This window comes from Chthoniobacter sp. (assembly GCF_040003245.1).
Lineage (GTDB): Bacteria > Verrucomicrobiota > Verrucomicrobiia > Chthoniobacterales > Chthoniobacteraceae > Chthoniobacter.
In genome coordinates this window covers 20,956-43,453 of sequence record NZ_JBDUCX010000014.1, presented here as the reverse complement: position 1 = coordinate 43,453, position 22,498 = coordinate 20,956, and the positions used below count along the sequence as shown (strand labels likewise).

Annotated in this window: 19 protein-coding genes; 8 read left to right on the top strand and 11 right to left on the bottom strand. The window is 61.2% G+C overall.

The features are described 5' to 3' along the window. Nucleotides 1-1,085: carbon starvation CstA 5TM domain-containing protein (locus ABJF10_RS03255; protein WP_348543083.1), on the top strand; the 1,085-nt coding region annotated here is incomplete at its 5' end. 175 nt (nt 1,086-1,260) lie between these two features. Beyond that, nucleotides 1,261-1,698 carry an IS200/IS605 family transposase gene (gene tnpA / locus ABJF10_RS03250; RefSeq protein ID WP_348543084.1) on the top strand — a complete coding sequence of 146 codons (438 nt, stop codon included), beginning with the start codon at nt 1,261-1,263 and terminating at the stop codon, nt 1,696-1,698. A gap of 200 nt (nt 1,699-1,898) precedes the next feature. On the opposite strand, the gene ABJF10_RS03245 is transcribed toward tnpA, so the two are convergent. The 5 genes from ABJF10_RS03245 to ABJF10_RS03225 form a co-directional block, all read right to left on the bottom strand. Continuing rightward, on the bottom strand, nt 1,899-2,891 hold the full coding sequence (locus ABJF10_RS03245) for a DUF4142 domain-containing protein (RefSeq protein WP_348543082.1): 993 nt from the start codon (nt 2,889-2,891) through the stop codon (nt 1,899-1,901). A 7-nt stretch (nt 2,892-2,898) separates the two neighbouring features. After that, complete coding sequence (gatB, locus tag ABJF10_RS03240; protein ID WP_348543081.1) at nt 2,899-4,356, bottom strand: Asp-tRNA(Asn)/Glu-tRNA(Gln) amidotransferase subunit GatB; 1,458 nt, start codon at nt 4,354-4,356, stop codon at nt 2,899-2,901. Nucleotides 4,357-4,522: 166 nt separating this feature from the next. Next, complete coding sequence (locus ABJF10_RS03235; protein ID WP_348543080.1) at nt 4,523-5,437, bottom strand: CvpA family protein; 915 nt, start codon at nt 5,435-5,437, stop codon at nt 4,523-4,525. Between the two features lie 215 nt (nt 5,438-5,652). Continuing rightward, nucleotides 5,653-6,159, bottom strand: a complete 507-nt coding sequence (locus ABJF10_RS03230) for a ferritin-like domain-containing protein (RefSeq protein WP_348543079.1) — start codon at nt 6,157-6,159, stop codon at nt 5,653-5,655. 77 nt (nt 6,160-6,236) lie between these two features. After that, on the bottom strand, nt 6,237-7,643 hold the full coding sequence (locus ABJF10_RS03225; protein WP_348543078.1) for a hypothetical protein: 1,407 nt from the start codon (nt 7,641-7,643) through the stop codon (nt 6,237-6,239). 130 nt (nt 7,644-7,773) lie between these two features. Here ABJF10_RS03225 and ABJF10_RS03220 point away from each other — a divergent pair, with 130 nt between their 5' ends. The 6 genes from ABJF10_RS03220 (at nt 7,774) to ABJF10_RS03195 (ending at nt 12,256) form a co-directional block, all read left to right on the top strand. Then, complete coding sequence (locus ABJF10_RS03220) at nt 7,774-8,280, top strand: hypothetical protein (protein ID WP_348543077.1); 507 nt, start codon at nt 7,774-7,776, stop codon at nt 8,278-8,280. A gap of 94 nt (nt 8,281-8,374) precedes the next feature. Further along, nucleotides 8,375-9,112, top strand: coding sequence for a hypothetical protein (locus ABJF10_RS03215; RefSeq protein ID WP_348543076.1), 738 nt, complete (start codon nt 8,375-8,377; stop codon nt 9,110-9,112). 45 nt (nt 9,113-9,157) lie between these two features. Continuing rightward, nucleotides 9,158-10,483: a Trx7/PDZ domain-containing (seleno)protein gene (locus ABJF10_RS03210; protein ID WP_348543075.1), complete on the top strand. Its 1,326-nt coding sequence runs from the start codon at nt 9,158-9,160 to the stop codon at nt 10,481-10,483. Between the two features lie 210 nt (nt 10,484-10,693). Then, nucleotides 10,694-10,918: a DUF2934 domain-containing protein gene (locus ABJF10_RS03205; RefSeq protein ID WP_348543074.1), complete on the top strand. Its 225-nt coding sequence runs from the start codon at nt 10,694-10,696 to the stop codon at nt 10,916-10,918. A 75-nt stretch (nt 10,919-10,993) separates the two neighbouring features. Continuing rightward, nucleotides 10,994-11,461, top strand: a complete 468-nt coding sequence (locus ABJF10_RS03200) for a carbohydrate-binding protein (RefSeq protein ID WP_348543073.1) — start codon at nt 10,994-10,996, stop codon at nt 11,459-11,461. A 153-nt stretch (nt 11,462-11,614) separates the two neighbouring features. After that, nucleotides 11,615-12,256 (top strand): hypothetical protein, encoded by a 642-nt coding sequence (locus ABJF10_RS03195; RefSeq protein WP_348543072.1) that lies wholly within the window; start codon nt 11,615-11,617, stop codon nt 12,254-12,256. 142 nt (nt 12,257-12,398) lie between these two features. Here the strand turns inward: ABJF10_RS03195 and ABJF10_RS03190 are convergent, their stop codons facing one another. Genes ABJF10_RS03190 through ABJF10_RS03165 form a run of 6 tightly spaced genes read right to left on the bottom strand, consistent with a single transcriptional unit; the run spans nt 12,399 to nt 22,466 of the window. Continuing rightward, the gene (locus ABJF10_RS03190) at nt 12,399-14,954 is read right to left on the bottom strand and encodes a PAS domain-containing protein (protein ID WP_348543071.1); all 2,556 of its coding nucleotides are present in this window, start codon (nt 14,952-14,954) and stop codon (nt 12,399-12,401) included. 1 nt (nt 14,955) lies between these two features. Next, on the bottom strand, nt 14,956-16,953 hold the full coding sequence (locus tag ABJF10_RS03185) for an ATP-binding protein (protein WP_348543070.1): 1,998 nt from the start codon (nt 16,951-16,953) through the stop codon (nt 14,956-14,958). Between the two features lie 6 nt (nt 16,954-16,959). Further along, the gene (locus tag ABJF10_RS03180; protein WP_348543069.1) at nt 16,960-17,379 is read right to left on the bottom strand and encodes a hypothetical protein; all 420 of its coding nucleotides are present in this window, start codon (nt 17,377-17,379) and stop codon (nt 16,960-16,962) included. 19 nt (nt 17,380-17,398) lie between these two features. Then, complete coding sequence (locus tag ABJF10_RS03175) at nt 17,399-18,730, bottom strand: hypothetical protein (RefSeq protein ID WP_348543068.1); 1,332 nt, start codon at nt 18,728-18,730, stop codon at nt 17,399-17,401. Next, on the bottom strand, nt 18,727-21,558 hold the full coding sequence (locus tag ABJF10_RS03170; protein ID WP_348543067.1) for a PAS domain S-box protein: 2,832 nt from the start codon (nt 21,556-21,558) through the stop codon (nt 18,727-18,729). Before ABJF10_RS03170 ends, ABJF10_RS03175 begins: the two co-directional genes overlap by 4 nt. Next, nucleotides 21,555-22,466, bottom strand: coding sequence for an ABC transporter substrate-binding protein (locus ABJF10_RS03165; RefSeq protein WP_348543066.1), 912 nt, complete (start codon nt 22,464-22,466; stop codon nt 21,555-21,557). The genes ABJF10_RS03170 and ABJF10_RS03165 overlap by 4 nt, the downstream gene beginning before the upstream one ends. Nucleotides 22,467-22,498: the final 32 nt, after the last annotated feature.

Below are 22,498 nucleotides of genomic sequence, written 5' to 3'. Positions count from 1 at the left end.
CCGAAACGGTTCAGGAAAAATCGCTCTTTGGACGCACCGGTGGCGCCGCGACCCTCGCCGTCGGGATGGCGCAAATCTTTGCCGGCGTCTTCGGCAAAGGACTCCTTGGGCTCTGGTATCACTTTGCGCTGATGTTCGAGGCGCTCTTCATCCTCACCACCCTCGACGCCGGCACGCGCGTGGGCCGCTACTTGTTGCAGGATGCCTTCAAGCGCCTCATCCCCGCTTTCGGCGACACCAAGAATTCGAGCGCAGGCGTCATCGCCAGCGCATTCATCGTCGCCGCGTGGGGCTTTTTCCTCATCATGGGCGTGCGCGATCCGGACGGCGGCGTGAAAGCGCTCTGGCCCATCTTCGGCATCGCCAATCAACTCCTCGCCAGCATCGCCCTTTGCCTGGCTACCACAGTTCTCCTCAAGATGTCGCTGCAACGCGGCAAGTCGCCTGCGCTCGCCTTCGTCACGCTCCTGCCGCTGGCCTGGCTGCTCACCGTGACGATCAGCGCGAGTGTCATCAAAGTCTGGGACAAGAATCCGAAGATCGGCTTCCTCGCCGCCGCGCACGCGGCTGAGGCCAAATTACCGGCGGCGGAACAGGCACTCGCGCAAGCGATGGAAGCGGCCCCGGCGGGAACTGACGACCCCGTTCGCCTCAGCGCCATCCCCGTGGCGAAAAAGGCGGTGAACTCCGTCCGCACAATGCGTTTCAACGCCATCGTCGACGCGTGGGTCACCGGCCTTTTCCTCGTCCTGGTCAGCGCGATCGTCCTCCTCAGCATCTACGAATGGCTGCGGCTGCTCAACCGCAGCAAGGCCTCGACGCTCAGCGAAACCGAACCCGTCTACCTGCCCGCGAGCGCGCTCTCGGAATCCAGTCCCCTGCCCGCCTTCGGCATCGCCCTGCTTGGCTTCACGCTCCTCAAAGAACTGTCCGGCGAAGCCGCCATCGACCGCGCCGAAGTCTGTGCCTGCACCCAAGCCGAGGCGACAGGCCAGGTGCAACTACAACCGGCCAAATATCGCCGCCAAAACGCCTTCCTCACCGCCACCGAAGATCGCTATCGCGGGGTGAATCGGTGCTGTTAAATACAGTCCTGGCGAACGAGCCGACGAGCTAACGAACGGAACGCCGCGGCGACAGATCGAGGGCCGAAGGCCCGCAAACAAGCCAGCCCAGGGCAGAGCGAGGAACGAGCGCCGCCCTGGGTTTACAACAAAGAATAGGCAAAGCCCTGAAGGGGCGTAACAATCTCAACCGGCTATCCCGCAATCCCTTGCTCGCATCGCCCTCCACATTGTCTTCAGCACGAAGAATCGCGCTTTCTTTCTCAAGGATCTCGAACTTCGCTCGCGACTCCACGCCTACGTCGCCGGCATTCTGCAAAGTATCAATTGCGAGCCTATCCTCATCAATGGCGTCGAAGATCACGTTCACATCCTCTGCAATTTCCCGCGCACCATCACCGTCGCAGCACTGATGGAAGAAGTGAAGAAAAGCTCCTCGAAATGGATGAAGGAACAAGGGCCCGCGCACCGGGATTTCTTTTGGCAGCAAGGCTACGGTGCGTTTTCTGTAAGCCAATCCAACGTCGAGCAAGTTCGCGCTTATGTGGCAACGCAGGCGGAACATCATCGCAATGTTTCGTTTCAAGACGAGTTCCGCGCGCTAATGCCGCAAGCACGGGATCGAGATGGATGAACATTACGTCTGGGATTGAAGCGGATGTCGCTTCGGTGACGATTGTGCCGCCCCTTCAGGGCTAAATCGTCGTTGACTGGCAAACCCAGGGCGACGCTCGTTCCTCGCTTTGCCCTGGGCTGGCTTGTGGCAGGCCTTTGGCCTGAAACCGAGGCGCTACGGGTTGCCGCCTATCGCGGTAACATTGCGAGCCGTCCGGCCTAGCCTGAACCCGGCTTCGCGACCGGCGGCGAAATCGGCGTCGGCAACGCCACCGGCGCGGCCTTGGCCTTGGAGGGAACGATCGCCGGCAAATTCGACACTGGCGTGGCCGTTCCCGGCGGCGTGGCAATCGGACGTCCCAGCCCCGAAGGAAGCGGCGTCGGCGTGGCGACCAATTTACCGGCGGGAGCGGGAGAACTCTGTGCGGCGACAGGCGTCGCCGAAATCGTCGGCGTTCCAGCGGGCGGCACGATCTTGGTAACGGGAGTGGCCTTGCTCGACGAACCCGCTTTCCCCTTGCTCGCGGGAGTCGCCGCCGGCGTTTCCGCAGGCACACCTTGCGAGGCTCCGCCGTGGCGAAAAAGCTGGTTGGCGGTCTTCGCGCCGGCACCCGTCATCTTCTCGACGAGATGCCGTTTCTCCTCGGCTAGCGGCAACATCTGCGCGGCGAAGGTCTTGATCTGCGGGTCCGTCGACTGCGCGGCGCTCTCGTAGGCGGTCTGCGCCTGGCTGCTCGCCGCGATCACTTTGTCCATCGTCGCCTTGTCAAAATTTGAACCCGAGAGCTTTTCCAGTTCCTCGCCCGCCTTCTTGTCCTCCGCCGTTGGCTCGAGCGAGACGCTCCAACCCTTCTGCCCCGCGAGCTTCGCGAGGTGCATGTTCTCCTCGCCTTGCGCCGTCGTCAGGGCTTCGGCCAGTTTCTTGATCTGATCCGAGCTCGCGTTCTTTTTCAGCAGGTCCACGAAGAACGCCTGTTCGCGCCCCGCCTCAACCGCCTTTGTGAAAAAGCCCAGGTCGCGCCCGCTCATTTCGCTGCTGATCAGCTTGTCCCCCGTCGAGGGCGCATCCGGCGGCGTCACCACCAGCATCGGCGAAGTCGGCGGCAGCGTGCTCGGCGTGCCTGTCGGCTTCTTTGACTTTTTGTCCGCGGCGATGCCGGGCAGGGCGAGCACGAGGCTCAGGAAAAGGGCGGCGGGCAGCGGACGTTTCATGGAATATTTATTCGGCAAGTTTGCGGGCTAGAATCTCGCCGACGAGTTGCGGGTTGGCCTTGCCCTGCGAGAGTTTCATCACCTGCCCCTTGATAGAGTTGATCGCCTGCACTTTGCCAGCCTTGTATTCGGCCACTGCCTTGGCGCTGGCCGCGATGGCCTGGTCGCACAGCGCCTCGATGGCGCCCGAATCGCTCACCTGCTCCAGCCCCATCGATGAAATCGCTTCAGCCGCGGTAGAGCCATCCTGAAACATCCAATTCAATACTCGGATGCCTTGAGCCCTATTAATTTTTCCCTCGTCAATTTTGTCGGCCAAACTCGCCATCTCTTGCGGTTTGATTCGGCAGTTCTCAATCGACTGTTCCTCTAGTCTAAGTTTGCTTAGTAGTTCGTTAAGAATCCAATTTGCCACGCTTTTAGGATTGCGAGCGCCCTTCGCTGCCACTTCGAAATACTGCGCCAAAGCCTGCTCGCTCGCCAGCACGCTGGCGTCGTAAGCGGTCACCCCGAAGTCGCGCTCGAAACGCTCGCGCTTCTCGCCCGGCAATTCAGGACGCTTCGTCCGCACTTCCTCCATGAAAGCCCGCGTGTCCACCGGCAACAAATCGGGATCGGGAAAATAGCGATAGTCGTGCGACGATTCCTTGATTCGCATCTGGAAGGTCTGCCCCGCGTCATCGTCCCAGCGGCGCGTGGATTGAATGAGCGTCTCGCCCCGCTGGGCGGCTTCGATCTGCCGCTCGATCTCATAGGCCAGCGCCCGCCGCACGCCGCTGATCGAGTTCATGTTCTTGATCTCGATCTTCACGCCCAGTTCGCTCGTCCCCTCGGGCCGCACGCTCACATTGCAATCGCAACGCAATTGCCCCTTCTCCATGTCCGCATCGCTCACTCCGCCGTAGACGAGGATCTGCTGGAGGCTGGTGAGATAGGCAAATGCTTCTTCCGGCGTATCGATCTCCGGCTCGCTCACGATCTCCATCAGCGGCGTGCCCGCGCGATTGAAATCGATGCCCGTGCTCGACTCGAAATGTTGCGACTTGGCAACGTCCTCCTCGAGATGGATGCGCGTGAGCCGCACCTCCTTGTTCGGCTGTGCGATGCTCTTCTGCGCATCCTTCGGATACGCGAAATCGTGCAGCGGCACCGCACCACCCGCGCAGATCGGCTGGTCGAACTGCGTGATCTGGTAGTTCTTCGGCATGTCCGGATAGAAATAGTTCTTCCGGTCGAATTTGCAGATGTCCGGCACCTTGCACCCCAGCATCAGCCCGGTGAGCGCGCTCATCTTCAGCGCTTCTTCATTCATCACCGGCAACGCGCCCGGATAGCCGAGACACACCGGACAGGTATGCGAATTCGGCGCGGCGCCGTACTCGACGGGGCAAGCGCAGAACATCTTGCTGCGCGTCTTGAGTTGCACATGAACTTCGAGACCGATGGTGGGAATGTAGCGAGGCATCTATAAAAAGGGATGAAGGCGGAAGGATGAAGGATGAAGTGCGTTCTGTCATCCGCGTTTCATCCTATCGATATCGCGGAGAAGAGGAAGGCGGGAGGGTAAGCGAAGTGACCCGCATAGCGCCGCCCCTTCATCCCTCCGCCTTCATCCTTCATCCTTTTCTTCGCTACTGCCCACGCCCGCGCCGATTCTCCGCCGTATCCTGCTCGGGCCGGCGAATCGCGTAATCCAGCGCCTTCTCAAACTCAAACTTCCGCATCAATTCCGCGATCTCCGCGTCGTTCGCCGCCGTGATGATGTGCGGATTGCGGATCAGCGCGAAATAGTTCTGGTTCACGATGTCGCGCGAAATCTGGGCATCGTTTTGCAGCGCCGCAATCTTGGGATGGGCCAGCAATGGCTTTACGCCCGGGTACGAGAGAAAGCGGTCCACGCTCTTGTCGTCGGAAACCATCACGCCCAACTTGCGCAGAATTCCATACAGTGTGCCCGGGATCGGATCCACCTGCTGCACCACCGCACCCGTTGCCCCCTGCTCCAGCGACTCCTTCATGTGCGCCAGTGTGCGAATCATCGCGCTCGGCGGCGTGGGAGAAGGCGACGGCGAAGGTGAAGGTTTGCCGGCGATCAAACGCGGATGTTCGGGCATCGTGAGCTGCGTCTCCGCCACACTGCCCAGCAGGCGGATGGCGAGAACCATGATCCAGACGAGGAAAAGCCCGTAGAGGGCGCCGCAGGCTGAGCCCGAAATCCCATAGCCGAGCCGTGTAAGACCGGCCTTCTGCTGGGCGGTCTTCGTAAACGCGATCACCCCCAGGAGCGTAATGCAGCAGTAGACGACAAACCCGAGTCCCACCGCCCCCAGCACCGCCAGGGCCCGCTCCGGCAAATCGAAAAAGTGATGCAGCAACCGGCCCAAATTCCCGCCACCGAAATAGCCAATAATGTAGGCTGCAGCCAGCGCGAGGATGCTCATGATCTGCCGCACGATCCCCAACCTCCACCCATGCCACGCGGTAAAGGCAATGAAGAGGACAGCCCCCACCAAAAATCCCGCTTGGTAAGAGTCGAGCCGATTCATCACAGCCCCTGAAAAACAGTCCAAACCGATGGGTTGAAGAAACCGGCGGCAAACATGAGTATTATTCCCTATCACAAGGCCAACAGGGAGCAAGGTGAGATCGCGCCCGGCGGCCCCTTACTCTGGATTTTTTGTGATGGCCGCCGAGTCGCACCGCGCGCCCCCCTCTTCCAAAAGCGGCACGAGGGGAGCGCGGATACGATCTCGATAGGCCCCTATTCCTGGTCTCCCGCCCCGCCAGCTTCGACGTTCACCGCGGATTCGGCGAGTTCGGTGAGCTTTTGGTCCGTCGCCCTCTCCTCCTCGAGTGTTTGTTCGAGCAGATCCGCAACCTCGTCGTGACCGAGTTGCCGGGCAAAGGTCCGCGCCGTTCCGTAACCGGCCATCTCGTAGTGTTCCACCCGTTGGGCGGCGCCGATCAAACCCGCATCGCGCACGCTATCTTCGGCGTCTTCGCCGATGAGTTCGGCCCCTTCCTCGATCAGGCCTTCCATGGCCTTGCATTTGTGACCCGTGAGTTTGACGCCGAGCTTCCCGGCGATTTCGTCCAGGCGCTCCACATGGCCTTTGGTCTGCTCGAGGTGCTCTTCAAAGCCGGCTTTCAGGTCGGCGTTGGTCGCCGCCTTCGCCATTTTGGGCAGTGCCTTGACCAGTTGATTCTCCGCGCTATAGAGGTCTTTCAGCTCGTGGTGCAGTAATTCGGCAAGGGTGTTGAGTTTCATATACCGCTCCATCGCGGAAAACGCGCACATCGGTCGCAGTGCCACACCCTGAGCAGAGGGTAGTCACCGCGCCGGGCTCACGGCTTCACCGGTGCAACAGCGAGGACGTGATACGTCCCCGAGGAAATGGCCGAGGCGTGGGCCAGGTTCTTGGGCACATTCGTTTGCCCCTGGTTCTTGAATCCCCACACGAGGACCTGCCCGTCTGCCGTCAACGCTGCACTGTGCCACCCCTGGGCGGCAATCGCTTTCACGTGCGACAAATCGCGCGGCGTCCTGGTCTGCCCGTAGTTGTTGAATCCCCACCCTACCACCGTCCCGTCGGCCTTCAGCGCCAGGTTGTGAAAGTGCCCCGCGGCCACCGCCACCACCTGCCCCAAGTCGCCGGGCACGTCCGTCTGTCCGTGGTCGTTCAATCCCCACGCCACGACAGTGCCGTCGGATTTCAACGCGAGGTTATGGGCAGCGCCCGCACTGATCTGGACGACACCCGCAAGATCGGGAGGCACATTCAACTGACCATACGAGTTGCGCCCCCAAGCCACCACCGTCCCATCCGTCTTCAGCGCGATGCTGCTCCAGCAGTGCGACGCGATCGCCTTCACGTGGTTAAGACCAGCCGGCACTTCGCATTGCTTTTCCTTGTTGTAGCCCCACGCCACCACCGTGCCGTCGCTCTTCAAGGCGAGGCTGTGCTTTTCCCCGGCGGCGATCGCCACCACGCCGCTCAATCCCTCCGGCACTCGCGTCTGCCCATCTTCGTTGCCGCCCCACGCCACCACCGTTCCATCGTACTTGAGCGCCAAGCTGTGGAAAATGCCACCCGCCACGGCAATAACCCCCGTGAGTTTCGGCGGGACGGTCGTCTGCTGCTGGTTGTCCCAGCCCCACGCCACCACCCCGCTCAAGGCCGGTGTGCCCTTGGCCAGCAGGCTAATCACCACTTCCTCGCCATAGGGCTCGCCCACCGGTTGACCCGCCATCCAGTCCCGCCACTCCTCCGCCCGCGCGGCCATGGCCAGCGCGTCATCGGTAAAATCCCGCTCCACCAAGGACGCGATCAGGGCTTTGTGCTTTTCCGTATAGCTCGCAAATAGCGCCTGCACCTTGGGCGCAAGCTCCTTCATTTTCTGGCTGCGCTCGTCGACATATTTGCGGCGCAGCGTTTCCACCGCCGCATCCTCCGAAGGCGTGTTCGCCGCATTCGAGGACAGCGTGTTCAGCGCCTGCGTGGCCGCGAGCGCACCGGCGGCATCGCCCGCCTTGGTGTATTGCTCTTTCTGCAGGAGAAGCGCCTGTCGATAGCTCTCGGCCAACTCCTCCAGCGGACGCCGCAAGTAAGCCTTGTCCGCATCGAAGCGCTCTTGAAACTTCTCCACCATGGCCGCGCCCGTGGCCCGCGGGTCCGTTTCCGCGGCCATGGATCGCCCGGGAAGGAGAAGGGCGACCATCGCCAGCCAACAAGGAACGAGGAGCTTGTTCATAGGGGCGTCTGCGGAGTGATTTAGACTCCACGGCGCATCATCGGGCAAGGCCTATTCTCCACGCCAGCTTGCCGCGCCCGTCTCGTGTTTCTTTACGGCCTGCAACGGAGGCAATAGCGTTGCGATAGCGATGAAACAGCGTCTTCTCAACCGGTGCCAGAATTGCGGGCACGCCTGGTTTCCAAGAGGCTTCGACCTTTCCCGCAAATGCCCGAACTGCGGCAGCGTGGACGTTGACTTTACCGGCCGCATTTATCTCGGAATCCTCGCCGTTATCGCGATAGCCGCGGGTATTTTTTGGGCATCGGACCGCCCGCACAAGACGGCGAAGAACATCGCCACACCGCCTCCCGTGACCCCTTGGAGCTACATGCGCCCGCGACCCAACGGTGCGGCCACGCCGGCCGCGCCCACGGAGCCGTCGCCCCGGATCACCACGGAACTGGAAGGCCGGGCCGCGGCCGTGCGGCTCTATCCGGATCTGGCCGTGGCCTACACCCCGCTGAACATTGAATTCGTCGCCCGCTACCATCGCTATCGACGGGAAAAGCCCGCGTTCTTTCAGGACCCTGCCTGGCCCGTGCTCCTGGTGAAAGAATGCGCGGCGGCGATCGGGGAGCGGGACGGGGCGCCGTGAAAGCACACCACCGCAAGCCTCGCTCTGCGGTCTCCACCTCCCGCCGAGCCGCTTCCCCCTTGCCGTCGGCACCATCACCCGCTTTCTTCGCCGCATGACTTCCCCCCTCCCTCTGGCCCCGGCGAAAACCAGCAGCCAGCGGTGGATCGTCATCGTGCTCGTGGTCCTGCTTTGCGGGGGCGTCATCGCCAGCGGCTACCTGTTCCTCCGTAACCTGCGCGCCCAGCGCGAGGCCGCCGTCCAACACGCGAAAACTCCTCCACCCGCCAATAGCGACGACGCCGTGGCCGCGCGCGCCCTCTCAAATTACCTCGCCCGGATTCGCGCCCAGTTCCGCGACCACGATGCCGACTTCCTGCGCTTGCAGCAGCAAAAGGCGCTCTCCTGGAACATTCACAGTCGCGCCGACATCGAACGCGACCGGAAGATCATCCACGATTTTCTCACCACCAATACCCGGCTCACCGAGACTTTGCGTTATGGCGAAGGCTTCATCCGCGCCGAGTTGAACTCCGCCAAGGTGCCTGCGGCCATTCGTGACTCTGCCGTCGACCTCTATGCGAAATCGCAAGGGCCGCTGCTCCCCTTGCAAATACACGTCCGCCAGTGCGACCAGGTCATCGGCGAAAACGCTCTCGCCGTCCTCGACCTGCTCGATTTCAACTGGGGCGCCTGGGGACGGGACGAAGCCACCGGCCGGTTGGATTTCACGAATACCATCACCCTTGCCACTTTCCGGGATTACGTCGGCAAAATCGAAGCCGCCGCCGCCGAGCGCGAGGATGCCCAGCAACAGCTCACCCGCTACCAGGAACGCCGCCGGTCGCCGTAAACGGCAAAGTTGCCAGTGCCCCATTCCCCTGTCACAAACACCCGCATGAAGCTGTCCCTCCCAGCCCTCCTCGTCGTCGCGCTCTGCGCCGCCCCTCTCCTCCACGCCGAAGCCGTCAAGGACCGCGAAGGCGCCGTGCGCTCCGACCGTACGGCCATGGAAAGCAACGACCGGTGGATCTACAACGACGTCGACGCCGGTTTCACCGCCGCGCAAAAGTCCGGCAAGCCGCTTCTCGTCGTCCTGCGCTGCGTGCCGTGCAAGGCCTGCATGGGCATCGACGCAAGCATTCTTAAGTCCGCCGAGCTCCAGCCGTTGCTCGATCAATTCGTCTGCGTGCGCGTCATCAACGCCAACGCCCTCGACCTCACGCTCTTCCAGTTCGACTACGATCTCTCCTTTTCCACGCTCTTCTTCAACGCCGACCACACCGTCTACGGCCGTTACGGCTCGTGGCAGCACCAACGCGATGCGAATGACGCCACCACCGCCGGCTACAAAGCCGCGCTCGAAGCTGCACTCGCCGTCCATCGCACCTACCCGGCCAACAAATCCGCGCTCGCCGCGAAACAAGGCGGACCCGCGCCATTCAAGACTCCCGTGGAAATCCCCGCGCTCGCCGGCAAATACGAGCGCGAGCTGAATTGGAAAGGCAACGTCGTGCAGAGCTGCGTGCATTGCCACCAGATCGGCGACGCCTTCCGCGCCTGGCACCGCAGCCAGGGCACACCCATCCCACCCGAGCTCATCTATCCCATGCCCGCGCCCGAGACCATCGGTCTCACTCTCAATCCCGAGCGGTGCGCCACGGTCAAGGAAGTCACTCCCGACTCCCTCGCCGCCCAGGCCGGCCTGCACCCCGGCGACGACTTGCTCGCCGCCAACGGCGCCCCGCTCCTCTCCATCGCCGACTTCGCCTGGGCCCTGCATCGCTCGCCCGAGGAAGGCGACCTGCGCCTGCTCGCCCGCCGCGCCGGCGCCGCACAGGAAATCACCGTCCACCTCCCCGCGCACTGGCGCTGGAAGACCGACATCTCCACCCGCGTCGGCACCTGGCCGATGCGCGCCATGGCCACCGGCGGCCTCAAGCTCGAGCCGCTGCCGCCCGAGAAACGCACCGCCCTTGGCCTCGCCCCCGGCACCCTCGCCCTGCAAGTCGCGCGCGTCGGCGAATACGGCCCGCACGGCGCCGCGAAGAAAGCCGGCTTCCAGAAAGACGACATCCTCATCGAAGCCGGCGGCCTCACCAGCGACCTGACCGAAAGCGAATTCCTCGGCCGCCTCCTCACCGCTCACCCGCAAAAATCCGACGTCAAAGCCATCGTCCTTCGCGGCCAGCAGCGCGTGGAACTCATGCTGCCCATGCAGTAGTACCCGCTCCGGTTTGAGGGCGAAGCGTTGGAATGAGGAAAGCAGGAAAACACGAGCCAAGGCGTGGCGAATCGCAGATGAGGCCAGGGCGGAGATTCGCGCCCGGACTCTCGTGAGATTACGCACTGCCCAAGGCAACCAAGGAGCAGGCGAATTGCGAAATATCGGCAGCGTGGCGACGGCGGAAGCGGCCCTGCTGAAATACTCCCCATGAATATGACTGTTGATTCCCCATCCGACTCACCGCGCACCGAGGGCGCGGCCCCGGCCTCCAAGCCGACCTACGATGAAATCGCGCTCCGCGCCTATTTCCTCGCGCTCGATCGCCACCGGCGGGGAGAACCCAGCGACCCGCAGAAGGATTGGACGGAAGCCGAACAACAACTCCGCCCGACGGGTGAGGTGCCCCTCCCTCGCGTTCAGGGTCGGATATAAGACCGCCGCCGCCCAGCACGCATACCGCCAGGAGTGAGCGCCACGCCGATTCCCCTGCGACCACCATCCACACCCATGCGCAAGCGAATCGATCCCTCCATCTCCAAAACCCTCCCCTTGCACCAGGAAGGATGGATGGATCTGGAAGCCAGCGCCGAGGTGGAAGTCACTTCCGAGGATGCCGCACACCCCATCGAAGCCGCCCTCCTGCCCGGCGAAGGCTCCGGCTGGCGCGCCGCCGCGCCCGGCCCGCAAACGATCCGCATTCTTTTCGATACCCCCACCGATCTCCGCCTCATCCACCTCGTCTTCACCGAGGAAACGACCCACCGCGCCCAGGAGTTCGTCCTCCGTTGGTCGGCCGGCGACGACCAACCCATGCAGGAAATCGTGCGGCAACAATATAACTTCACCCCCATCTCCAGCGAAGTGGAAGATTACGCCGTGGACTTGCAACGCGTCCGGCGCATCGAGCTGGAAGTAAACCCCAGTATCGGGGGTTTCGGTTCCCTGGCCCAACTCACCGAACTGCGCTTCCGTTGAGGAATCGCGATATCAAAGCTGCCGCACACAACCAAGTCCATGGTGACTCACGATTGGGTGGCAACGTCTGACCCACATATAGGTCCGCGCCCCTATATCCACCCTTCGCACGATCCCTCACTCTCCCAACCAATGCCCACCACACCCGCAATCATGAAACTACGCCCCCTACTTGCTGTCGCCCTCCTCTCGGCATCCCCCATGGCCTTCGCCGGCCACGAGATGGTCGACTCGAAAGACTCGAAGCAGACCGTCGTGGACGAACCCCTTTTCAAGGACCACGAACTCCAGTTTGGCGACTATGCCATCTACAGCGTCGGCAATGGCCCGGCCCACGCGGGCCTTTTCCGCAACCACGCCTGGGGCAGTGGCAGCGAGATCAACTATTTCTTCACCCGCTACCTCGGCATCGGCGCCGAGTATCACACCGTCTACGCACAGGAGAGCCCGGACACCGACAATGGCCGCCTCCACAACCACCAGGTCGCGCGCGATCACGTGGGCGGAAATCTCTTCTTCCGTGTGCCGATCGAATCCCTGCACCTCGCACCCTATGTCTTTGTCGGCGGTGGCGCGGAATTCGGCGATCGCACCTGGGGCAGCGCCCACGCCGGTCTGGGATTTGAATACCGGATCATCCAGCATTTCCTCCCGAGCTTCGTCGCCGAACGCGTCGGATTCTTCGCCGATGCGCGCTGGACCTATCTCGGCGATCGCTATTTCCCCGATGACAACCAATCCCGCGGCGACCTGAATTTCTTCTCCGCCCGCTCCGGCTTCCGCTTCACCTTCTAAGCAGCGAATTCGAGCATCGCCTCGTTTCCCGAATACGGGAAAGCCTTGCCGACCCTCCTGTGGAATCCCATTCCGCCGGAGGAATCGTCTTGTCGTTGCCAGCCTAAAGTCACTATCCGTCCTGGCTCATCCTGGATGAGTTCTACGATGGATGATTGGCCACGGCTTGATCCAGCAGCTCCCGTAATTTGTGCGCCAGCGCCGACGGGGTGAACGGCTTTTGCAGCATTACCACTCCCTTCTCCATTACGCCTTGATGGACGATGGCATTCTCCGTGTAGGCGGAGGTGAAGAGAATCTGGGTATGCGGATTTAAGGCCCGCACGCGGTCTGCCAATTCCTTGCCGCTCATGTGTGGCATGACGACATCAGTCAATAGCAGATCTATATACCCGGTGTCCCGCTGCTGCTTCAGGTTCAAGGCTTCGATCCCATCGGCTGCCACCCACACGGTGTAGCCCAACTGCCTCAACAACGTCGCCGCCATTTCTCGCAAGTCCGCATCGTCCTCGACCAAAAGAATCGTTTCCGTCCCGCGCGGCAAAGCAGAAGAGGCCGGTCGCTGCACTGGAATCATCACCTCCTGCTCCACCTGTGGCAGATAGATTTTGAAAGTCGTGCCCCGTCCCAGTTCCGTGTACAGGCTGATGTGACCGCCGCTCTGTTTGATGATGCCGTAGCAGGTCGACAATCCCAGACCGGACCCTTCGCCTACCCCCTTCGTCGTGAAAAACGGTTCGAAGGCGCGGGCCTTTGTCGCCTCACTCATTCCCGTGCCGGTGTCCGTCACCGCTAGCATGACGTAGTCTCCAGGTTTCAGTTCCGGATAACCGCCCACGCTCTCCTCGTCGATCGAGACATTCGCCGTTTCCACCATGAGCTTTCCGCCGTTGGGCATGGCATCGCGCGCGTTCAAGGCCAGGTTCATGATGACCTGCTCGATCTGCCGGGCATCCGCCTTGACTTGTTTCAGTCCGGAGCCGGGAACGATGCTCACGTCCGCGTTGCGGGTCATCAAATGCCGCAGGGTTTCCTCCATGTCCGCGAGGACCGTATTCAAATCGAGGACTTCGGGCAGGAGGGTTTGTTTGCGACCGTAAGCCAGCAACTGTCGCGTCAAGGTCGCAGCCCGCACCGCAGCCCGGCTGATCGCCGCGACATTTTTCACAAGGGGACTGTCGGCGGGAAGCTTGCCGATCAGCAATTCGCTCTGGCCGATGATGGCGGTCAGGATGCTATTGAATTCGTGCGCCACGCCGCCCGCTAGTTTCCCGACGGTCTCCATTTTCTGCGATTGAAATAACCCGACCTCCATCCGCTTCCGCTCCGTGATGTCCTGCGCCGAACCAAGGATCTGCCAGGCGGCGCCATTGGGACGCCGATTGAACACGGTTTCCCGCGACCACATCCAGTGCCAGTTGCCGCCGGCGTCCTTCAGGCGAAACTCGAGATCGAAGACGCGATTGTCCGTCACGTGCGCGTACTCGGCGTGTTGCTGCAGGATTCGCGGCAAATCTTCGGGATGCATCTTCGCGGGGAGAAAATTTTCGCCCATGGCGACCACCTCGGCGTGCGAATAGCCGAGCGCCTCGGCGGCGTTACGGTTCGAGTAAACGCTGCGGCGCGTCTCCAGATCGTAAAGATAGATGATACTGGTTGAATTTTCCGCGATGCTCTCGGCGAAGCGCTTGCTTTCGCGCAACTTCTCCACAGCCTGCCGCCGCTCGGTAACGTCTGTGACAATTCCGGTGTGGCGGATCAGTTTACCCGCGGCATCCCGGACTTGAAACCCCCGCACCCGCACCCAACGAACCTCGCCGTCGGGCCGCATGATACGATACTCGATGTCCAAACTGGGCGTGTCTCCCGTGAGCGCCGCGAAGGCGCCCTCCACGCGCTCGCGATCCTCTGGATGAATAAAGTCGATCCACTGATGCGGATGAGCGTAGAGGCTTTCCACGGAACGGCCCCAGATGCGCTCAAAGGCGGGACTGATGTAATGCACCACGCTCAGGTCCGGTGATCGGATCCAAAATGCGTCCGTGATGTTGTCCGCCAATTGGTGGAATTTCTCATTACTCTCGCGCAACATTCCGATCGCACGCTGGTGTTCGGCCACTTCCGTCTGGAGCGCGTGATTGGTGTGCTGCAACTCCCCGGTGCGTTCGGCGACCCGGTCCTCCAGCTCTTCCATTTTTCGCTGGGTTTCTTGATGCAACCACCATTTCTCTGTGAGTGCCGACGCCAATTGAAACGCCTCCACGCTGTCAAACGGCTTCTTGAGAATGAGCAACCCATCTCGATGGGCAAGGTTCTCAAACACCTCATCCCATGAATAATCGGAATAGGCCGTACAGAGGACCACCTGGAGATTGGGATCAAACTCCCAGATCTTCCGGGTCGTTTCCACGCCGTCCCAGCCGGGGGGCATCCGCACATCGATAAACGCCAAGGCGTAAGGCCGCCCGGCCTCCAGCGCCTTCTTGATCAGCAGCAGTCCCTCCTCACCCTGGTAAGCGGAATCCACTTCAAATCGGGTTTGCAAGACCGTCTCCGTGGGCTGTCCGAACAGCTCCGTCTCCGTGACATCCAGGGCTTCCTCCGTATCGGTGACGGGGGACAGAATCTTGCGGAAATCATCGTGGATGGAACGATTGTCATCGATCACCAACACCCGTCGGTTCTTGTCAGCGCACATGTTATTTGTTGGAGGCTTCCTGTTTGGGGCAAGGCAGTTCCAAGGTGAAGGTCGCGCCCTGGCCTCGGCCATCGCTTTGCACGGTCAATGAACCACCCATTTCCCTGGCCGCCAGCGCGCCACTGTGCAGGCCAAAGCCGTGGCCGCCCTTGCGAGTCGTAAATCCGTGATTAAAAATGCGCGCCAGGTTTTCCTGTGGCACCCCCACTCCGTTGTCCGTCACCGAGATACTGACCCGATCCTTACCGTTGGTCACGCGCAACGTCAGTCGTTTGTCCGCGCGATCCGAATCCTGGCAGGCATGTTTGGCATTACGCACGAGGTTCACCAGGATTTGCAGGATCTTGTGCTTCTCGAAGTTCATCGGCGGCACAGTTTCAAATTCGCGGATGAACTCCACGCCGTGCCGGCGCAATGCGCCTTCACTCATGCGCAGGCTGTCTTCGACCAGATCCACCACGTCGACCATTTCCTTCACCCCGCCGACCACCGCGTATTTCTGCTGTGTGGCCACGATATCCTTGATGTGCTCGACGTTCCGCCGCAACGAATCCAATTCGGTGACCATGGCCTCCTGGTCGGCCACCAGATGGGTGGAGAGTTGGGCCAGATGCGCCGGTAGATGTTTACCCCTCTCGTCATGGGCAATAAACGCCCCCAGGTCCTGCTCGTGTTCCCGCAGCAAGGCCACGACTCTGGCCAGACTAGGCGCCCTGGACTTCATCACTCTCTTCACGATCAAGCCGGCGGAAATGTTGACGCTATTGAGCACATTGCCGACGTTGTGCAGCACGTTGGTGGCGACTTCCGCCATCCCTGCCTGGCGGGAAGTTTCCAGGAGTTGCTTGTAGACTTTCTCCAGTTCAGCCCCCGCGCGCTTTCGCTCCGTGATGTCGCGGAAGTTGGCCACCGTTCCCACGCTCTCCCCACCGGCCCGTTGAGGTTGAATGTAGCGCTCGAAAGTCCGGTCGTCCTTCAACTCGATGACATCAAAACCCTCCGCCCCCTGCCTGCGGTGGAGTTCTTCAATCCTTTGGAGGAATTGTTCTGAATCCTCGACCTGTGAGGCTGCGAAAGCCGCCATTTCGATACCGTCTCTTCTTTCCAGCATCTCTGGCGGGATCCCCCACATGGCCGCGAACTTGGTGTTGTAGCAAACCACTTTCCTGGAAAGGTTCATCGCCAGGATGCCATCGGCAGTGGAATTGAGCGTAGCATCCAGGATGGAAAGCGAGGCAGCGAGTTCTTCCGTGCGCGCTTCCACGCGCTTTTCCAGGGTGTCCTGCGCGGCCTGGCGCTCGGCGTCTCGTCTCTCCACTTGCGCCACCAAGGCGCGGGTGGCGGCGAGCGTCAGTCCGAGGCAAAGGAGTGTGAACCCGGCCAGCACGATCGTCGCCAAAAGGCCGAAATGATCGGACTGCACCAGGAGCGCGGTGGTGCGGGTGCCGGCGGCGGCGGAAAGTTCGAAGTAATGCTCCTCGAGGGCATCGAGTTGGGTTTCGATTTTTTGCTGGGCCGGGCCGACCCGCTGGTCGAGCGTGGCCATCGCTTTTTCAAACTCCCCGGCGCCCAACTCGGTCTGAAATTTTTCCGCCCCCTCGCGATAGGTTTGCACCGCGGCGGCAAAGTCGGCGATCAGGTGCTGCGTCGGTTCATCCTGGGCCATGATCTTCAACCGGGCGATGCCGCGGGTGACCTCTACCGTGGCGATCTGGAACGCCTGCCTTTGTTCCTTCATCGCAGTCTCGTCCTTGGCCAGGGCGAATTGGTAGGGCAGGCTCTTGAGGTTGAGTGCCGCGTTCTGCAGGCGGGCGAGGGTTACCAGACCCGGCAGAAACTCTCCGGTCAGCGTCTCCGTCTGCCGCGTGCCCTGCCGAGTATAGTTGCGCGACACGAGCGTGACGCCCGTGACCCCGAGCGCGATCAGCGCGAAGCATCCCGCCGTGAGCAGCATCGTTTGCCGGAATCCGAAACTGCGGGTGAGACGGAGGAGTTTCATCGGCGGCTAGTTCGGGGCCAGAGCCGTGAGGCCTGCCACGTTGCCCGAGTCGAGGATCACGATCGCCCCGGGTATTTCGGCGGCGAGTTTGTGGGCATCCGCTTCCGTCTCGACGATCCGGGGAGCGCTACCGCCGCCCGTCATGAAAAGGCGCCGCCAATAGTTGAGAAACTGGCTGGTGGTCATCCCGGCATGGGACTGAAGAAACGCGTTCTGCGCCTCGCCGGCCCGGGCCACCACGATGACCACGCGGGTCCCGCCCAGAGCGATTTTCTTTCCCAGCAGCACCGCCCTCACGGCATCGCCATCCAGGGCCTGGCCGGCGAGGCTGGAGTGGCCGGCGAGCACGGGCGCAGCGTGGACCGCCGCGTTGCCATCGAGCAGGCTCACCCCGAACACCAGCAAATGTAGAAATTTTCTCTTCACAGTAATTCGCGCTCGGGGGTTAGAACGAATAGGTGAGTTTTGCGGCAAAGAGGAACCACGCCGCGTCGCGGCCGGCGACCGGCTGCGGATTTTGGACTGTGTCGAAGATCTTGCCGGCGCCATCCATGTAGTGGCCTTCCAGCTTGAAGATCAGGTGATCGCTGATATCGAAGCGCGCGCTCAGAGCCAGATCGGCTTGGGTCAGTGCCGGCTGTTTGCTAATCTGAACGGTCGTACTGCCAATCAACGACTCACTGTCCCGCGAGTAACTATAGTAGGCACCGAGTTCCAGCCACCGGTTGATCCGGCGCGCCGCGGATACGTAAAAGTAGTTGCTCGTGAAATCAGTGTCCGCAATGCGCACCCCGCTGGTGCCGATGTGGTAGATGGCCTCCTCTCGCCCGGCTTCGGCGGCGAGCACCCAATCGCCCTTGGTATATTCGATCGAAAACAGGTGTCGTCCGTAATGATCTGTTTGTTTCGTGCCGACCACTCTGGCCAACGGCGCCAGGGGCGAAAGCTGCAGCGTGGCCTCGCGGGTGGACCTCAGGTTCTCGAACGAGTTGTAAGAGTATCCCACGCGAAGTCCGGACAGCGGGGTGTTCCAGAACAGCGAACCGCCGACCACGGAGTCCATTTTGAAGTCCAGGCTGGCGGAGGGAAAATCGTTGTTGAAGTAGTCGCTCGCTCCCGAGTCGGTGGCGATGGGGATGTCGCCATAAAACACGCGGTAGTCGAGGCTGCCGAGTTTCTTGAGACCGATGTTACCGAAGATCATGGCGCCGTTGAACGCGGCGTTGAAATCGCGCAGCCGCGCGTCGTAAACGCTCTGCGGCAGCAGCACAAAAGGGCGCACCGAGTCGAGGTCGAGCGCCTCATTGTAGAGGCCGCGTGGCATCTTCACCCGGCCCGCGCGCAGGCCAAACCACTGCGCGGGCTGATAGTCCGCCGTCGCCCAATCGATGTCGAGTTTGTCGTCGCCATACTCGCCGAGTTTCTGCCCGAAGACTTGCATGCCGAAGCGAAACTGGCCGATGGCGTAGGAAGCGTTGACCGCGTATTCGCGGAAGTCGAAGGTGCCTTTGCTGGTTTCCCCGAGGTAGTTATTGTGGCCGGTGTTCACGAGGAAGCCCTGGCTGACGAAGCCGCCGAACTGGATGGAACTCGTCGCTTCCTTCCACAGGTGCTGGATGGAGTCGGACAGCCCGGGCGGGCTCTCCGCAGCCCACGCCGGAATCCCCGGCAACCCGCAGGCGAAGACGCAGACAATACCTTTGGCAGGCTGGCCCAGCCAACGCCACGCGGCGGAGATCCGCCCATGTTTCAATCGGGGATGTGTCGGCGATTTCATGATTTCTGTGGTTCGGGATTGTTTCCGCTGGAGTAGAGCGGGAGTTCGAGGGTGAAGGCCGCGCCCTGGCCGGGACCGGCGCTGGACACGTTGAGGGAGCCCCCCATTTCCTTCGCGGCCAGCGCGCCGCTGTGCAGACCGAAGCCGTGCCCATCCTTGCGCGTGGTAAAACCGTGGCTGAAGATGCGGGTCAGATTTTCCGGGGAAATTCCCACCCCATTATCCATCACCGAGATCTGGATCCGGCCATCGCCGTTGGCCACCCGCACCGTCATCCGTTTGTCCTGGCGATCCGAATCCTGGCAAGCGTGTTTGGCGTTGCGCAACAGGTTCACCAAAATTTGCAGGACTTTGTGCTTCTCCACGTTCAGCGGCGGCACATTTTCAAATTCGCGGATGACTTCCACGCCGTGGCGGCTGAATGCCTCTTCATTCAGGCTCATGCTGTCTTCCACCAGTTGGACCACGTTGATCATTTCCTTCACCCCGCCGAACGTCGCGTAGTTTTGCTGCATGGCCACAATCCCCTTGATGTGCTCGACGTTCTCCCGCACGGATTCCAGCTCCTGGAGGGTCGCCTTTTGGTCAGCCAGCAGGTGTTCCGACAGTTGGGCCAGATAAGCCGGCAACCGTTGACCCCGGGGGTCGGAAGTGATGAATGTTCCCAGATTCGCCTCGTGTTCCCGGAGCAAGCCGACGACTTTCGCCAGGCTGGAAGTCCGGGACTTCTTCACCCGGTTCGTCACCAGCGAAGTGGAGATGTTGACGCTATTCAGCACGTTGCCCACATTGTGGAGGACGTTGGTCGCCACTTCCGCGCGGCCCGCCAACCGCGAGGTTTCCACCAGTTGGTGGTGCATCGCTTCCAACTCTCTCTCGGTTCGTTTGCGCTCCGTGATGTCATGCTGGATCGCCACAAAGTGCGTGATCTTCCCCTCACCATCGCGAATGGGTGCCACTTGCCATTCCAGGTTAAATTCCGACCCATCCTGGCGGTAATTGATGGCTTCACCCACAAATGCTTCACCCAATTCGAGGTTTTTCCGCAGCCGGCTCAACACCGTTCTGTCCGTGTTTGGCCCCTGCAAAATCCGCGGAGTCTTTCCGATCACTTCCGCCGCGGGGTAACCGGTCATTTGGGTGAATGCGGGGTTGACGAAAAGGATTTTCGGACCCGGCAGATTCAGTTCCGCATCGGTGATCGTGATGGACTCTTTGGACTGCTCCACAGCGGAACTCAGCAACCGCAATAACTCCTCCGTCCGCTTCCGCTCGGTGACATCGCGGAATGTCCAGATCCTCCCATAGTACTTTCCGTCCGAGCCCACTACCGGTGCGGAGTAGCGGTCGAAAACCATCCCGTCCTTCATTTCGAGCTCATCGCGGCTGATTTCATTCCGGTGAGAATTCAGATAAACGACCCTTTCGATAAACCGCGCGGGGTCTTTGGTCCTGTCTGTCACCCACTGGCGTTGTTTGTCGTCATCCTTGTCGTCGGCGAGGTGCTGGGGAATTCCTAATAAGTCGATCATTCTCTGGTTTTGCAGAATTTTCGTTCCGTGTTCATCCACGACTAAAATCCCGTCGATGGAGGAATTCACCTGGGCTTCTAGGAACGCCGTCTTCCACCGTAACTCTTCTTCCGCCCGTCTGCGCTCCGTAATGTCCTGGGCCATGGCGACGATCCCGATCACCTCCCCGTCTGGACCGCAGACCGGAACCTTATCCGTCTGAATCCAGATTTCCTTACCCTCCGGGTCGTGAACCTTTTCGATGATCCCCAGCTTGGGCACTTTGGAACGAATCACCTCCAAATCATCCGCATAGAACCCGGCCGCCTCCTGCGGAAAAATTTCGAGAACGGGTTTCCCTTCGATTTCCGCCACCGTCTTCCCGATAGCGCTGGCCAGCAATTGATTCGCCCGCAGGATGCGGTTTTTCGTGTCCTTGAAACAGATCATCGCCGGAATGAAATCGAACAGCACCCGGAGCTCGGTTTGTTGCCGCAGCATCTTTTCCTCGATCTGTTTCCGGCGGAGTTCGTCTTCGACAATCTGGTCGGCCATCAGGTCAAATGCCCGGGCCACCTGCCCCAATTCATCGCCTCCATCCATCCCGGTGCGCGCGCTGCGTTGCCCCGACGCAAACTGCTGTGTGGTGGCGACGATGCCGGCGACCCGGCGGGTCAGCGCGAAATGGACAAACAGCCAGGCGCAAGCGGCGAGCCCACCGAAGATAAAGGTATCGTCACGGATCTCACGCCCGGCGCCATCAAACGCCCGCTCTTTGGCGATGCGCATGTCGAACACCACCACGAGAATTCCACTCCGCATCGACCGCAGCGCGTGGTCGTTCACCTCCACCGCCAGCGGGTAGTAAGCGACCACAAAACGTCTATCTTGCGACAGTACCACGCTGCCATTGGCGGAAGCTCGCACTTCGGCCAGGCGTGCCGCATTCCGACCCTTGAGTTCCTCGGGAAGATCGGCCTCGATGAGCCCGACGCCATGGCCAATCGCCGCGGCCGCCGTCGCGGCCATGATTCGGTCCTGCGAATCGAGCACAAACGCCGCGCGCACATCGTTCCGCGTAGTCATCCCGGAGACTTGGAGGTTTACCCCGGTGGGATCGCCCTTGCGAAAGCGATATTCGATGATTGTCCGCCAGTCGGTGATCCTCAGCTTCGCCTCGTCGATAAACCGGGATTCGATCTCCTCCCCGAGCGATAGGGTGTCGAGCCTCCACGAGATGAATCCGGCAATGGCCGCGAAACTCAGCAGCAGCACCGGCAGGGCCACCCGCATGGGAATTGACAGCAGCCCCTTCACGGTAATACGCGGGCGAGCATGCTCTCGTCGAACAGTGCTTTGCTATCCACGTCCTTTCTCAACAAGCCCTTTTCTCGCATCACAGCCGCCAGCGTTTGCGTGTTTTTCAGCAGCAGGGGCGGTTGCCCGGTCAGCATGCGGCGCGACTCCTCGGCCTCGGGGAGCAACAAGCCATCGAGCGAGGAGAGAAACTCATCGGGGCTGATCTTCGCGCGGGCGGCGGCGATCCGCGCGGCTTCCAGCGGCTGCTCTTTGAAATAGACCCGCCCGCGATAATAGGCCTGAAGAAGATGCTTCACCGTCTCCGGATGCGCTTCCAGATAGGCCGCGCGCACGACCAGCACGTCCACGATTTCTTTGGGGATCTGCGTGCTATCGAAAATTTGGCGGGCCCCAAAGTCCCGCAGTTTCGTCCGCGTGGGTTCATAAGTCACCACCGCATCGACGCTCCCCTTTTTGAAGGCCGCCTCGTGCTCCGCAAACTCCAGCGGGACAATCTCCACATCCTCTGCCTTCATCTCCGAGAGCTGCAAAGCGCGCAGGAGAACATAGGCGCCCAAGGCCGAGGTCTCCGCCCCCACCCGGTGCCCCTTCAAGTCTTTGAGACTGGCGAACTCCGGCTTGGCCATGATCACGTCCGCGCCGTTGGAAAAATCCGTCACCAACACCAGCCGAACGTCCGGCGCATCCTGCGCCAGCAACAACGCCTCATCGAGCGTAATCAACCCCGCATCGATGGCCCCATTGCCGAAAGCGCGGAGGATTTCCGACGTAGAGGTGTATTCCATCAGGCGGACCTCCTTCTCATCCAGATACCCCAGGTGCCGGGCCACATAGAAGGGTTCATAGCCCGGCCACGTTTGGCTGCCCACCCGCAATGGAACCGGCTCTTTCCGGGAGCAACCCACACCAGACAAACAAATGAGCAGTCCAGCGACAA